The organism is Blastopirellula retiformator, from assembly GCF_007859755.1.
Classification (GTDB): Bacteria; Planctomycetota; Planctomycetia; order Pirellulales; family Pirellulaceae; genus Blastopirellula; species Blastopirellula retiformator.
Window position 1 is genome coordinate 128,960 of record NZ_SJPF01000006.1, and the last position, 16,566, is coordinate 145,525.

The 16,566-nt window shown below is 60.9% G+C and carries 4 protein-coding genes; all 4 read left to right on the forward strand.

Features of this window, described 5'->3' with window-relative positions:
- The first annotated feature begins 140 nt into the window (after nt 1-140).
- A complete protein-coding gene (locus Enr8_RS22480; RefSeq protein ID WP_146436057.1) occupies nt 141-1,283 on the forward strand; it encodes an Lpg1974 family pore-forming outer membrane protein in 1,143 nt (380 codons plus the stop codon).
- A gap of 278 nt (nt 1,284-1,561) precedes the next feature.
- Nucleotides 1,562-12,370: an Ig-like domain-containing protein gene (locus Enr8_RS22485; RefSeq protein ID WP_146436059.1), complete on the forward strand. Its 10,809-nt coding sequence runs from the start codon at nt 1,562-1,564 to the stop codon at nt 12,368-12,370.
- Between the two features lie 394 nt (nt 12,371-12,764).
- Nucleotides 12,765-14,084 carry a DUF1552 domain-containing protein gene (locus Enr8_RS22490; protein WP_146436061.1) on the forward strand — a complete coding sequence of 440 codons (1,320 nt, stop codon included), beginning with the start codon at nt 12,765-12,767 and terminating at the stop codon, nt 14,082-14,084.
- The gene (locus Enr8_RS22495; protein ID WP_146436063.1) at nt 14,081-16,540 is read left to right on the forward strand and encodes a DUF1588 domain-containing protein; all 2,460 of its coding nucleotides are present in this window, start codon (nt 14,081-14,083) and stop codon (nt 16,538-16,540) included. Before Enr8_RS22490 ends, Enr8_RS22495 begins: the two co-directional genes overlap by 4 nt.
- The last annotated feature ends 26 nt before the right edge of the window (nt 16,541-16,566 follow it).

A 16,566-nucleotide genomic window follows, 5' to 3' on the forward strand; every position in this document is an offset into this window, starting at 1 on the left:
ACGCTGGGGGTACTTCCGGCGATTCGGTTCTTGCCGATTGAATCGAAATGACTGACGTTTCAACCGTTAGATTCCGATCTCCCCGTATGACGCGACAGTTTTGCGAAGAACGATTTTCATCCTAGGCAAAGGTAGGCGTGATGCGAAGTAGCGTTTTTGTCCTGATGGCTGCGATGTTGGCGTCGCCGGCGTTCGCCGAAGATGCTTCTACTTCCCCGACCCAGGGTGATGGCTTTTTCGCCGGGTCGGCCGATCGTTTGAGTTGGCCCTACGGCTCACCGCCGGTCTACCGGGTCAGCGATATGGCGACTGAGGTCGCCCCAGTTTCGTTTGAAACGCAACTGACCAGCTCCTGCGATTGCCAGCGCTGCATCCCCTGCGGGTTTGACACCTGCTGTTGCGATCAACGCTGGGCGCATCGCACCGGCGGGTTTGGCGAACTCCTGTATCTACGGGCTCGCGACGCCGAAGTCGCCTACGCTCAGATCCGTGATGGCGCCACGCCGTTTGGTCGCACCGGCACGGTTGATCCGAGCTATAGCACCGGCTTTCGCGTTGGCTTCTGGTCAGCGTGGGACTGCCGCTCGAGCCTGGGCGTTTCGTATACCGGTTTTGACAGCAGCACCAACGACGAGCTGATCACCGACGCCCCGCTGTCGATCGCCTCGCTGGTGATTCATCCGAGTTCGGTCGCCGCCGGCTCGACCGGATTGGAAGCGAACGCATCGCTCGACGTCAGCTTCGACCAGATCGACATTACCTACCGCCGCATCTGGGGCGTCACCGAGAACGCCTCGGTCAACTGGCTCGCCGGCGTTCGCTATGGTCGCATCCAACAGCAGTTCCAATCCGAGATCTCGGTCAACGGCACAACCACCGTCCAGTCCGAGCTCGATTTCGACGGCGTTGGCTTCACGCTTGGCTTTGACGCCGAACGCTACGCCCCGTGCAACGGCTTCCTGATCTATAGCAAGGGGAACGCCGCATTTCTGGCAGGCGAATTCCGCGGCGACTACACGCAGTTCGACTCGACCGACCCGTTGGAAGTGCAAACCAACTGGCAGGCGGGCCGCATCGTGCCGGTCCTCGATCTGGAACTGGGAGTCGGCTGGCAAGGTTGCAACAACCACTTACGGGTGACCACTGGCTACGTCGTCCAGTCGTGGTTCAACACGGTCAGCACCGACGCCTGGATCCAAGGCGTGCAGAACTCAAATTTTGTTGGTCTTAACAATGCAATGACGTTTGATGGTTTGACCGCCAAAATCGAATATGTGTGGTAGAAACCACCGCTAATCAACAAATAACGATAACTAGCTCAACGGAACCTTCTTTTCTGAGAAGGTTCCGTTTTTTTTCATGCGCCTAACTGTTTGGTAGCTCAAGAATCCGCTTGATCCGAAAAATGATTCGGTTACGATCAGCACTGCAAAATCCCCCTAAACTCCCTAATCGCTACTATCCTCACAGGCGGTAATGCCGCCAGGGCCGGCGATGCCTAGCACCTTTTCAGGGGGGTGAGACAATCCAATATCTCTCCAGCTGAGGCGTATCGAACGAAATGAGCTCTTCCAACCAAGGCGGCAAGCGACGTAAGGCTCTCTCGAAAAACAAGCGACGCAAGCAGCAACGGCAGCGTCAGCAGTCGATGCAGGCTGAACATCTGGAAGCGCGGCAGTTATTGGCCGCTGACGTTTTTGTCGACGACAACTGGGCTGGTTTGATGGCTGGCGTTGATCCCGATGGCGCCGGACCGGCGACCGAAATCGGCGTCGACGCGTTCGTGACGATTCAAGCTGGCGTCAATGCGGTTGATCCGGACGGCAAAGTCACGGTCCATGACGGGACCTACGCCGAAAACGTCACGATCAACAAGAACCTGACGCTGCAGTCGGTCAATGGGCGTGGTGCGACGACCATCGACGGCGACAATCTTGGCAGCGAGTTGGGAACGATCTTCGTTACGAATAATACGACCGCCGTGACGATTGAAGGCTTTACGGTCTTAGGAATCGATAGCGACAACCCGGGGATCGAACACGCCGCGATCTATTTTCAAGGCGGGCATTCGGGCGCCAAGATTTTGAATAACGAAGTCGTCGCGCGCGGCGACGCAGGCCTGCAAACCGAATATAGCGCCACGATCGACAACTTTCTGATCGACGGCAACATCTTCTCGGGGCAAACGTTTAACGATCCCAATCCGGCCGGCAACGGGTTTGGCGATCAATTCTCGAAGGAAAACGTGCCGCGTCAGTTGGTCACCATTGGCGGAGGCTCCGGCGGCGGCAACACGTCGAACATCACCTTCATCAACAATGAAATCACCGGTACTGCCGGCGGCCTGAACGACATGGGAGAGGAACAGGGGAACACCCTGGTCACGATCGACTCTCAGTCGGCGACGATCACCGACAACACTTTCGCCGGCACGACCACCCGCTACGGCAGCAGCCTGCGAGCTCGCGGCGACGACACCAAGATAGAAGACAACATGTTCGATCTGTCGAACCAGTCGGCGACCACCAACGCCCTCTTTCTAACGACCACCGGCGGCGGGCTGTCGACCGATCCCGACACGCTGGGCGATGTCGTCGCCAACAACATGTTCGCCAATCCAGTCGTGGCAGTCGGCAACTCGGTCTATCCGACCAGTTCGATCCAGGCCGCGATTGACGCCTCGACGGCTGGCGCCGTCCTGCTGTTCAGCGGCGACTTCACCGAAAACGTCATCGTCGACAAGGCGATTACCCTCGGCGGCGAGTTCAATCTCGATGGCACGCTGAGCGTCACCGATAGCGGAGCTACCCTGTCGGCCGGCTTCAGCCCCGGCATTATCGCCTCGGGCGATTTGTCGTTGACGGCGGGGTCGATTCTGGACGTCGAATTTAACGGGATCGTTACCGCTGGAGTCGACTACGACCAGTACCAAGTGACCGGCACGGTCGATCTAGGCGGCGCCACGCTGTCGCTGACCGGCATGGCGTCTGGCCTCGCCTTGGGTGATCAAATCACCATCATCGACAATGACGACACCGACGCGGTGACCGGCACGTTCGCCGGCCTGACCAACGGTGCCGTCGTCAACCTCGGCGGCGACGACTATCGCATCTTCTACGATGGCGGCGACGGCAATGACGTCGTGCTGGTTCGCGACACGCTGGCCTCACCCGATGTGCTGGTCGACGACGACTTCGCCGGTTCCAGCGCAGGCATGGATCTGGGCGGCGGTTTCTTCTACCTGGTCAACGCCTTCTCGACCATCCAGGAAGGCATTGCGGACGTCGACGCAGGCGGCGTGGTGACAGTTGCCGACGGCTCGTATATGGGCAACGTCACGATCAACAAGAATCTGACGCTGCAATCGGAAAACGGACGCGATTTCACGACGATCACCGGCGATAGCGGCAGCCCGGAATTCGGCACGATTTTCGTCACCAACAACACGACCGCCGTTACGGTCGACGGCTTTACCATCATTGGCATCGACGGTACGCCCGGTCTGGAACATGGGGCCGTTTACTTCCAGGGCTCGCACTCGGGCGCTAAGATCGTGAACAACGACATCGTCGCCAACGGCGATAGCGGCCTGACCACCGAGTACGCCGCGACGATCGACAACTTCCTGATCGACGGCAACATCTTCTCCGGTCAAACCTTCAACGGCGCCAACCCGGCCGGCAATGGCTTCGCCACTCAGTTCAGCGAACCGAATGTCCCGCGTCAGCTGGTCGTGATGGGTGGCGGTACCGGCGGCGGCAACACGTCGAACATCACCTTCACCAACAATCAGATCACCGGTACGGCCGGCGGTTTGAACACGATGGGTGAAGAGCAAGGGAACACGCTGGTGACGATCGACGCCAAGGGCGCTGTGATCACCGACAACACCTTCGCTGGTACGACGACGCGGTATGGAACCAGCCTGCGAGCCCGCGGCGACAACCTCAAGCTGGAAGACAATACCTTCGACCTGTCGAACCAGTCGCCGACCACCTCGGCCCTGTTCCTGACGACGACCGGCGGGGCGCTCTCGACCGATCCCGACACGTTTGAAGACATCTTCGCCAAGAACGACTTCGGCGGTAACGCCTACTTCAACGACGGCACGATCGGCGCCGGGTCGATGCAACAAGCGATCGACAACGCCGCGCCGGGCGACGTCATCTACTTCCTCGGCAACTATACGGACGCAGCCGTCGACATCGACCAGGCGGTGACCGTCGCCGGCGAATTCGACCTGACCGGCACGCTGACCGCCAGCGACCCGGGCGCGATTCTCTCGGCCGGTTTCAGCCCCGGCATCATCTCGACCGGCGACTTGGCGCTGTCGCCGGGATCGAAGCTGGAAGTCGAATTCAACAATCTGGGTATGGCCGGGGTCGACTTTGACCAGTACCAGGTAACCGGCACGGTCGATCTCGGGGGCGCGACGTTCTCGCTGTCGGGTACGGCGATGGGCCTGATGCTGGGCGATCAGATCACCATCATCGACAATGACGACACCGACGCGGTGACCGGCACGTTCGCCGGCCTGACCAACGGCGCCGTCGTCAGCCTGGGCGGCGACGACTACCGCATCTTCTACGACGGCGGCGACGGCAACGACGTCGTGCTGGTTCGCGACACGCTGGCGTCGATGGCCGTGCTGGTCGACGACGACTTCGCCGGTTCGAGCGCGGGCGCCGATCTGGGCGGCGGCTTCTTCTACTTGGTCAACGCCTTCTCGACCATTCAGGAAGGGGTCGACGACGTCAGCGTCGGCGGTACCGTTACCGTTAACGACGGCACTTACGTTGAGAACGTCACGCTCTACAAAGAGCTGACCCTCGTCTCCGACACCGGCCGCGACAATACGATGATCGAAGGGATCTCGGGCGTTGGCGCCTTGGCGACCGTTCTGATCACCTCCGACATGGTAACGCTGGGCCAAACCGGCCAGGGCTTCGCGATCATCGGCATCGACAACGGCATGCCGGGCATCGAAAACGCCGCCGTCTACATCGATAACGATAACGACGGCACGACGATCGAAGGCAACCGCATCACCGCCAACGGCGATTCGGCCCTGTTGTCCGAATACAACATGCAGGTCACCAACCTGACGATCAACGATAACATCTTTGACGGAACCACCTTCAGCGGGACGCCCACCACCGGCAACCAGTTTGTCGACACCAACGTGCCGCGCGGGCTGGTCTACATCAACGGCGGCAGCACCAACGACGACACCGGCAAGACCGCCAACATCATCTTCACCGACAACACGGTCGAGGGAACTGCCGGCGGCCTCGACCCCATGATGATGGAAATCGGTCAATCGCTGGTGACGATCGATTCCAACGGCGCCACCATTACCGGTAACGAATTTACGGGATCGACCTTCGGTAGCGGCGCGGCGCTGACGGCCCGCGGCAAGAACGCCGAGATTTCGGGCAACACGTTCGATTCGACCAACCTTGGCGAGTTCGCCAACGTCCTGTCGCTGCTGAACCGTTCGACCGGCGAACTCTCGATCGCCCCCGACACGCTGTTCGACATCGTCAACGACAACACCTTTGTCGACGGCATGATGGGCGCCAAGACCTACTTCGAGTTCATCCCCGGCATGACGCCGAGCCAAGACAAGTTCGTGATCCGTACGCTGGAACAAAACGGCGGCACGCTGCAAGGCGCCGTTGACGCGGCCCCGAACGGATCGACCCTCTACTTCCTTGACGACTTCGGCCCGTACGTCGAAGACCTGGACGTCAATAAGCCGGTCACCGTCGGCGGCGAGTTCACGCTTGACGGCGAGTTGAAGGCGAGCGCCGTCGGCGCCACGATCAGCGCAGGTTTCAGCCCCGGCACGATCTTCTCGACCGACCTGATCTTGACCGGCGGCTCGATCCTGACCGTCGAAATCGACGACGTCAACGTCGCCGGAACCGAATACGATCAGTACGTCGTCACCGGCACAGTCGACCTGGGAGGCGCGACGCTGGACCTCGTCGACTTGCCGACCGTCTCGACGTCGATGCTCGGCCACGAATTGATCCTGATCGACAACGATGGGGTCGACGCGGTGATCGGCACGTTCGCCGGCTTGGTTGGCGGTTCGGTCATCACGATCGATGGCGAAGATTACAAGCTGTTCTATGACGGCGGCGATGGCAACGACGTCGTGCTCGTTCGCGACTCGGACGTCACGCCGGTCGTGTACGTTGACGACGACTGGGAAACCGGCGTCGCCGCTGGCGACGAGGTGCTGCCAGGCTTCTTCTTCCAGGTCAACGCCTTTGCGACGATCCAGGAAGGTGTCGATGACGTCGATACCGACGGCGAAGTTCGCGTGCTCGAAGGTATGTATGACGCCGGCGCCACCGTGGTTCGCGGCGTGACGATTCAAGGACAAGGCATGACGCCGGGCGACGTCATGGTAACCGATACCGTAGACCACGGTTTCTTCATCAGCACCGCCGGCGACGTGATCCTGCAAAACATGCAGATCCAGTCGACCTTCGGCAACGGCGTTCTCGTCCAGACTGCAGGCTCCCTGCTTCTCGAGGATCTCGTCCTGAACAACAACGCCGATGAAGGCTTTGTCATCGACTTGACGCCCATGGTGACCATCACCGACGTTGAGTACGAAGGCAACGGGCTGGAGAGCTCGGTGACGTCCGTCGGCACGTTCACCTACAACACGACCACCGGCGAAGCCGACGTGATCGACATCAACTCGCCATCGATCGGCGGCGAGGGGAACTTCCAGCACAACCGCGGAGGCGCCTACCAAGACGTCATCGAGTTCAGCGACGTCACGACGATGAACGTCAACACGTTTGAGGGACTCGACCGGTTTACCATCGCTCCGCACTCGACGACCGTCATCAACATCGATGGCGGCGACCCGGTATTTGGCGACCCCGATGTGCCGCCGGGAGATACGCTGGCCCTCTTCCTCGACGGCGTCGACAACCCGGTTATCGGTTCGACGCCCAATGGCTCGGTCACGTCAACCAACCGCGCTCCCATCAACTATGTCAGCATCGAGACGATCATTGTTCCGGACCGGTTCGAGGTGAACGACTCGATCTCGCAGGCGACGATCCTCGGTTCGCCCGAAACGGTCACGCTAACCAATTTGTCGATTCACGACGATACCGATGTCGACTACTTCAGCTATACGGCGCACTACACCGGCAAGCTGTACATCAACTTGCTGTTTGAAGACGTTCCCCAAGGCGACTTGCGACTGAACGTCTATGATCAGTCGGGCGATTTGATCGCCACGGCCGATAACGGCGGCAATGGCGAATACCTGGCGATTCCGACCGTCAGCCAAGAGCGATACTTCATCCAGGTCGAAGCTTCGGGTGACGACGACACCAACATCTACTCGCTGGAACTGGAGAACTTCCAGGCTCCAGCGCCGCATGGGATTTTGATCTCGCCGCTGACCGATACCGGCTCGTCGTCGCTAGACAACGTCACTAACAGTTCGACGCCGCTGATCTACGTTCAGGACGACCTGCTGCAGTTTGTCGATGACAACGGCAACGACCTTTCGGAACCGGCGATGGGCGAACTGCGGATCTTGACCGCCGCCGAAGCCGAAGCTGGTTTGACGGCTGGTTTTGCGGTTCAGGTCTCGATCACCAACCTGACGACCGGCGTGGTGCTCCGCCGCTTCGCCGATGCGGTTGGCCCGGTCGAATCGTCAACCGTTTACGCCTATGACCCGACCGCCTACGGCGACATGCTGGCCGACGGCAACTACCTGATCTCGGCCCGCACGGTCGTCTTCGACGGCCAGACGCCGGTCGCTATGGGGAACGCCAACCTGTCGACGTCGGTCCGCCTGACGGTCGATGCGGTCACCCCGGGCGGTTCGATGCCGAGCCTGGTCGCGACCAGCGACAGCGGTACGGTCGGCGATGACGAAGTGACCAACATTTCGCAGCCGATCTTCCAGGGCACCGGCGAACCGAACACCAAGGTTCTGCTGTTCGCCAACAACAACACCAACCCGATCGGCCAAGGGACGGTCGACGCCCAAGGCAACTGGTCGGTGCAAGTCGCCCCGTTGACCGACGGCGTCTACAGCATCCGGGCCGCCTACGAAGACCTGGCCGGCAACCGCAGCGCTCCGTCGGCGGGCCTGACGGTCGAAATCGACACCCTGGCGCCCAACACGCCGTTCCTCGATTTGATCACCGCCAGCGACTCGGGTCAGGTCAACGACGACAACGTCACCAACGACAACACGTTGACCTTCACGATGACGACGACCGATCCCAACGCGGCGTCGCATCTCTTCGCGACCAACTTCCAGTTCCGGATCTATGCTCGTCCGGAAGGGGGCGCCGAGTTCCTGCTCTACGATTCGTCGACCGATGGCGCTATCCCGGCCGCCAACATCGCCGACGGTCTGACCGACCTGAACCTGCTGACCCGCGAAACCGCCGCCCTGGCGGACGGCCGCTACAACTTCAAGCTAGAAGTCGAAGATCGCGCCGGCAACATCAGCACCGACTACCTGCTGGATGTGAACGTCGACACAATCGCCCCGGCTGGCGACGCCCCGGACTTGCTCGCTTCGAGCGACAGCGGGATGCTTGACAACGACTGGGTGACCAACGTCGACACGCCGACCTTCAATGGAACCGGCGAAGTCAACTCGAAGGTCTTCCTCTACGCCAATGGCGAACTGGTCGGTCAAACGATCGTCAACGCCGACGGCACGTGGAACATCGAGACGACCGCCCTGGAAGATGGCGTCTACACGATCTCGACGGTCTATGAAGATCTAGCCGGCAACCGCAGCGACGCCCAAATCGCCGACATGCAGCTGGAAGTCGACACCTATGTGCCGAACACGCCGTACCTGGATCTGGCGGCCGAAAGCGACACCGGACGGAACGACGAAGACAACGTGACGATGGACAACACGTTGACCTTCAACATGACGACGACCGATCCGAATCAGCTGAACCACCTGTTTGCCGAGAACTACAAATTCCGCATCTATCTGCGGGCTGAAAACGGGACCGAGACGCTCCTCTACGACTCGTCGACCGAGTTCACCTCGGCCGATCCGCTGCTAGACGGCTTCACCAGCCAAGAGCAACTGAGCCGCACGATGGCGGAACTGGGCGATGGCTATCACGACTTCAAGCTGGAAGTCGAAGATCGCGCCGGCAACATCAGCTTCGACTACCTGCTGGACGTGGTGATCGATACCATGGCGCCCGACGCGCCGACGCTCGAAATTGATCCGAGCAGCACCGACACCGGCGTCACCGGCGATCCGAACACGCTGGCCGACAAGATCACCAGCGACTCGAACACCGGCTTTGTCGGCGACGCCGAGTCGAACTCGGTGATTCGCGTCTACGCGACCGATACGCCGCTGGACGCCGCTACGCTCGCCGCTTTGAGCGGGATGTCGTCGGCCGACGTGATCGACTTCCTGAACGGCTCCTACACCGACCAAGGGCTAACCGCCGCCTCGCCGCTGGACGGCAACGACGGCAACCCGGAAGTCGGCTACTGGGAACTGTCCGGCAAATACGATCTGAACAACCCGAACTTCTTCGCGTACGACGGCATCCGTCAGATCGTGGTGACGTCGGAAGATCTCGCTGGCAACATCTCGGCCGTTACCACGCTCGAAATGATGATCGACACGCAGGGCCCGACGGTCGACGGCGTCAGCGTGACCGACGCTCCCGACTACGACCTGTTTGCACCGAAACCGGCCGTCGACGGACCGACCCCGCCGATCACCAGCCTGGACATCGACTTCAGCGATCTGCCGATTCGCCCCGGCGTCCAACTGTTCGCTCCCGGCAACTCGCCCGACGTGACGTTTGTGATCGACGCTTCGGCCAGTACGCTGGGCGGCATCGCCGGCGCCCAAGTGGGCGACCTCAACGGCGATGGAATCTTCAACACGATTCTGGACGCCCAGATCGCCGCCATCATTGAGGCGAACCAACAACTGATCGACGCTGGCCTCGGCGACGTCGCCAACGTCTCGCTGGTGGTCATGCTTAGCGGCACCGCGGTCTCGATCGACTTGGACGTCAACTCCAAGTTCACCACCGCCGCGGCCGACAACAATGGCGACGGAAAGCTGGACCTGATCAACGCCCTGGAGTCGATCAACGCCGGCGGATCGGCCAACTTCACCGCAGGCCTGGAAGCGGCGACGGAGACGTTGGAAAACTCTGGCTTCGCGAACTCGACCGTCCTCTTCTTCGCCGATGGGTTCTCCGGCACGCCGGGCGCCCATACCGCCGCGGCCGCCGAACTGCAAGCCGTTGCGAAGAATATCTTCGCGATCGGCGTCGGCAGCTCGGACCTGGCCGAACTGCAGATCATCGATGCGGACGCCGCCATCTACACGACGACCAACGCGCTGCTCAACACCAGCCCGGTCGCTCCGGTTGTGGTCGACGACTTCGGCTTCCTGTACCCGGCGATTTCCGACGCGACCGCCCTGCAGCCGGGCACGTTCCAGCTGATTGGCGACGCCAACGGTTTGATCCCGATCAAGTCGATCACGATCAACCACGACGTGACGGCCGGCTCGATCGCTCGGTCGACCGTGACGCTCGAGTTCTTCGAGGCTCTGCCGGATGATCGTTACACCCTGACGATCGCCGATTCGCTCTCTGACCCGGCCGGCAACATGCTGGATGGCGAAAGCAACGCCAGCGAACCGCAAGACGACCCGTCGTTCTCGTCCGGCAACGGCGTCGCCGGCGGATCATTCGTGGCCCGGTTCACCATCGACACCCATCCCGAACTGGGCGTCAGCAGCTACGGTACGACGCTGATCGACATCAACGGCAACTTCATCGTCGATCCGCAAAACGGGGACGACACCAACGAAGACCTCGCCTTTGCGATTGGCTTCTCGACCGACGACGTCTTCGCCGGGCAGTTTACGCCGAGCGCCGGAACCGTCGCAGACGGTTTCGATCGCCTGGCGGTCTACGGCAAGGTCAACGGCAAGTTCCGCTTCCAGTTTGACTTTGACAACGATGGCGCCCCGGACGCGACGGTGGTGCAAAACATCCAGATCAACGGCCTGCCGGTCGCCGGCAACTTTGACGGAGACGCTTCCAACGGCGACGAAGTCGGCGTCTACGTCGGCGAAACCGGCACGTTCTGGATCGACACCGATCATGACAACCAGATCGATACTCCGATCCACACTTCGCTGGTCGGCAAGCCCATCGTCGGCGACTGGGACGGGGACGGCTTTGACGACCTCGGCGTCTGGCGGGACGACAAGTTCTCGCTCGACCTGACCGGCGGCGTTCAGAACGGTTGGGACGGCAAGGCGGACCAGACCTTCTGGTTTGGCTTCGAGGGCGTTCGCGAACGCCCGGTCTCGGCCGACTTCAACTCGGACGGCGTCGAAGACCTCGGCCTGTGGGTCCCCGATCAGCAGAACAACACGAGCAACGAAGCGGAATGGTTCCTGCTGATTTCCGACAGCGACGCCAATGGGGCCGCTCGTCCGATCTGGGAAAACCCCGATCGCATGATTCCGCCGTCGCAAGATCCGCTTGGTCGCACCGTGGCGAAGTTCCTGACCGACCCGTTCGGCCCGGATCAATACGCCTCGTTCGGCAATGATATCGGCCTGCCGGTCGTCGGCAACTTCGATCCGCCGGTCGCCGATTCGCCGTCGCAGAACCCAACTCCGACGCCGACGCTCGAGTTCCCAGAGATCAACTCGCCGGGCACGTCCTACGGTTCGACCTGGGAAGAAGCGGCCGACTTGGATCATGACGGCGCCGTCACGCTGATTGACCTGACCCTGCTCATCCGCCAAGTCGGCAGCCAGGCCAGCTTGCCGTCGGACGTCGCTTGGGCGTTTGACTTTGACCGGGACGGCGTCGTCAGCCTGGTCGATCTGACGCAAATGATCCGCAAGATTGGCTCGCAGGCTCCCGCGACGAACCATGGCAATTCGCTAGAAGCGGAAGCGGTGGGCGAGTCGACGGCGACCGATCCGGCTCCGACTACGACCGCACCTTCGACGACTACGACCTACTTCGAGGTCGCCTCGTCGGTTGCCTCGGACGAGGCGGAATCGAAGATCAGCGGCAGCGTCGCCCTGGAAGGGGAAGCGGTCGCCGCCAGCCCGCTCTTCTGGATTCCGTCCGACGCCGACTCGACCGAGTCAACGCCGGTCCAGTCGGCCACCTACCAGGCGGTCGACGCCGAGGTCGCCACGCAGGATGCCCTGGAATCGGAACTGGTCGACGAGCAACTGCTCGACTCGCTGACCGGGGTCGATGGAGAATTCGAAGCGGTCGACGCCTTGTTCACGGACGAAGAAGACGAGTTGGACGACCTGTTCGTCTTCTAGACTCCGCGGGACAAATAAACTCCCCAAAAGCCGGCTTGCGCTTGTCGCCAGCCGGCTTTTTTTGGGGGGGAACGGACAAACTTTGTCAGCCTCCCCTGCCCGGCCGGGTCCCGTTTCTACCGGTTTCTGATGAATCATTTGCGCCGTGTTGCCATTCGATTCCAGCCGACGTGCCCTGCTAGTTTTCGGCAAATTCAAGTAGAGTCTCCGCCGGGGGACCGATATACTGAATAGCACTCCCCCCTCCCCTAACCACACCTCCATTTTCCGACACCTTGTCGATGATCTCTCCCTAAACCACCCATGCCGGAGAGATTCGCCTACTTTCCAACCGTCCACGATTTCGTGCGCGGGCGCCAGGTGATCGACATATCCCATCCTGGAAGGAGCGACCATGCTTGACCGTAGAAGAATGCTACAAGCCGTGGCGACGGGTGCCGGAGCCGCCCTTGGTTTTCCGTTTTCCGCCGACCGTCTGTTGGCTGCCAGCGCTCAAAACTCGACGCCCAAGCGGGTTATCTTCTTCCTACAAAATCAAGGCTTTGATCCAGCGACTTGCGTCCCCAAGGGGATGAAGCACAGCGGTTCGCTGGCCGGCGTCAAGCTTCCCGAGCCAATCAGCCCGCTGGAACCGTACAAAGAACGTCTGCACATCATCAACGGCCTGCATGGCAAGCACACCAGCCCATCGCACAGCGCATTCTTCGGCGCTCTGGGTGGATACCGCGGCGGCGATGGCGTTCCACCAAGCGCTGCGACAATCGATTACGAACTCAGCAACGTCCTGCCGCAGACGCTTCTGCCGCACCTGTGCATCGGTATGGACTCGATGGAGAACATGACCGCCAAGCCGACCCTGGCCACCTTATCGGCCAGCGGCGCCGGGCAGCCGATCTTCATGCACTCCAATCCGAATCTGCTGTACCAAATGCTTTACGGCGGCATCTCGACCGGCGACATTCGTCGTCAACACGAAGCCCGCTCTAGCGCCTTCGACCAGATCAAAAAGCTGGCCGCCGCCAAAGGCGCGTCGCTACCGGCCGCCGATCAACTGCGCTATCGCCAGTACGTCAACGGCTTCAAAGAGATCAACGGACTACGCGAGCGACTCGATACCGTGTCCGATCATCTCCGACAGTTTGCTCCCAAAGTTGACGAGCGTTACGCCCAGCCCGAGTTTGAAACCGATTGGCATGACGCGCTGCTGGAGCTTGGCATTTCGGCCCTCGCCTCCGGCATCACCAACACGCTGACGATTGGATCGGGGCGTGGTGAGATCTTTGGCGCCTGGAAAGGCCTGGGCATTGACCAACAAGGTCACAATCTGGGACACATGTCGCAGCCCGACAATCCGATCTGGACCAAGATTCGCCAGTACAACAGCCGAATGCTGGAAAAGATCATCGATTCGCTTGAGAGCATCCCGGAAGGGAGCGGCACGATGATGGATCACACGCTGATCGTCTACACCAGCAACAACGCCGACAGCCAGCACACCAGCGGCGCCAATTGGCCGGTGATGCTGCTGGGCAATTTCGACGGCGCGTTCAAGACCGGCCGCTTCACGCAGCTGGATGGCAAACGCCCGATCAACGCACTCTATACGTCGATCCTCAACGCCGCCGGCGTCAATTGCGATCGCTACAACATGAGCGAGAAACTCGCCCAGAAATTCGATGCCGGCAACGGCGCGCTCTCGGAAGTGCTGGCATGAGCAAGGTTGGATGCGCCTTGGCGGCGCTGGTGGGGTGCTGTCTTGCGACGGCCGCCTTCGGCGAGACCTACGTCCCTGGCCAGCAGGTGGAGAAAGACTTCCGCGGCTTTGTCGAACCCTTTCTCACCACGCACTGCAACGACTGCCATGGCAAGGACTTTCCCGAAGCCGATCTGACGCTGGAAGGTCTCGGCCCGGTCGACGAAGTGAACGCCGACGTCTGGACCCGCGTTTGGGCGCAGGTCGCACTGAAGGAAATGCCGCCGAAAGAAGAGGAGCAGCCCGAGGTGATCGCGCGGCTACAGTTTGCCGATTGGATCGTCGCCCAGTTGAAGGGCGTGTTGAAAGACAAGGGAGGCTTCGAGGCCCAGCTTGATCCGAACAAGGGAAACTTCGTCGATCACGATCTGCTGTTCGGTCCGCTGCCTGAAGGCATTCAGCTACGGCCAACTTCTTCGCCGGCCCGCATCTGGCGCGTCACGCCGCAAGAGCACATCACCCGGCTCAACGAACTGATCAATACCGAACCGGGGTTCGATCCCCAGAAGCCAGGCCTACGCACCCATGGCGACGCCGTGCCGACCAACCATGGCGGCGAACTGAAGCTGTACTTCGGCGTCGATCGCATCACCAAATGGCAAGGGGGAACGGTCGCCTACGCTACCGCCGTCAAAAGCGTCCCCGCCGTTCTGTCCTCGGCTCGGGCGCACGGTCTGGAAAACTACCCCGACTTTTACTCGGTCAACAGCGCCGAAGCGACTCAAATCCTGGGCATGGCCGACGACATCCTGCGTTACATGGCGCATGGTCCCTTGAGCATCGCCGAGCCCTACCAGATCAGCGACGACACGAAAGCGGTCATGCAGAAATGGGACGGCGACATTCGCGGCCTGCCGACCTCGCTGGTCTACAACACCCAAGTCGTGCGCCCGCTGACTCCGGTCAAAGACTTACTGGAAGCGGAAGAAGTCGATTCGACCCAACTTCAAGCGGCGGTCGATTACGTATTCCAGGCGGTCACCTTCCGTCCTCCCACCAAGCAAGAGTCGCAGGCCTACGTTCAGATCGCCCAACAATCGATCGACAAACTGGGGCAGGAAGATGGCGCGATACTTGGCCTTTCGGCGATCTTCCTCGATCGCGACGCCCTGTTTCGGCCCGAGTTGGCGACGAGCGGAAAGCCGGACGAACATGGCCGCGTGATGTTGCAAGACTGGGAGCTGGGCATGGCGGTCAATCATGCCCTGCGTTACATCCAGCCAGATGAAACTTTGCAGTCGGCGATTGTCGAAGGCCGCCTGCGAACCAAAGAGGACGTCCGGCGTGAAGTCGAGCGAATGTTGGCCGACGACAGCATTCGCAAGCCGCGGGTACTGCAGTTCTTCCGCGACTACTTTGACTACGACCTCGGCGGATACATCTGCAAAGACGCCAAGGCTCTCGGCGATACTGGCGCTGGCGGCGGCAACGCCCACTACAGCGCCATGTTCGACGCCACCGCCAGCACCGATCGCTTGATTGAGCTGATCCTGGCGGAAGACCAGGATGTCTTAAAACGGCTGTTGACCACCGAAAAGATCGTCGCCACGCCTGGCGACAAAGTCTATTACGGCACACGACGTACGCAACCAGACATCGCGGCTTCTCTCAAACAGGAGAAAGAAGCGCTCGCCGCTTGGCTCGAAGAGCACCCCAACGGCAAAGCGGCCGATTTCAAAAAGCGGAACAAGACCAACCACAAGGTGGAAGTCGCCGAACTGTCTGGCCCCAAGATCTTCGCCCGGGTCAGCCGCCGCAGCTTCGGCGCCGGCTCAATGAAGCCCGAGCGGATCCTCGCCACCGCGCCCGAGGGCGAACGACTCGGCATCCTGACGCAGCCCAGTTGGCTCGTCTCCCACTCTGACGCGATGGACAATCATGCCATTCGCCGCGGACGTTGGATTCGCGAACGCTTGCTCGGCGGCGGCATTCCCGATGTGCCGATTACCGTCGACGCGATGCTCCCCGATGAACCGAACAACACCCTCCGCGAGCGCATGCGGGTAACCCGCGAGTCGTACTGCCGGACCTGTCACGAAAAGATGGATCCGCTAGGCTTGCCATTTGAGATGTTCAACCACGCGGGCCTTCACCGCACGACCGAACTCGGCCAGCCGGTCGATACCAGCGGCGAGATCATCGACTCGGGCGATCCGAACCTCGATGGCAAGGTCGACAATGCGATCGACCTGATCAAAAAACTATCCGAGAGCGAACGCGTCGAACAAGTCTTCGTCCGCCACGCGTTCCGTTTCTGGATGGGCCGCAACGAAACCCTGAATGACGCCCCGGTACTACAAGCTGCCGACCAAGCCTACCAGGAAAGCGGCGGCAGCATGAAAGCGCTGCTTACGTCGCTACTGACGTCGGATGCGTTCCTCTACCGCACCCGGGACGAGACGGACGCCCCCCAATAAAAACGCCGGCCTGCGAAGTATCACAA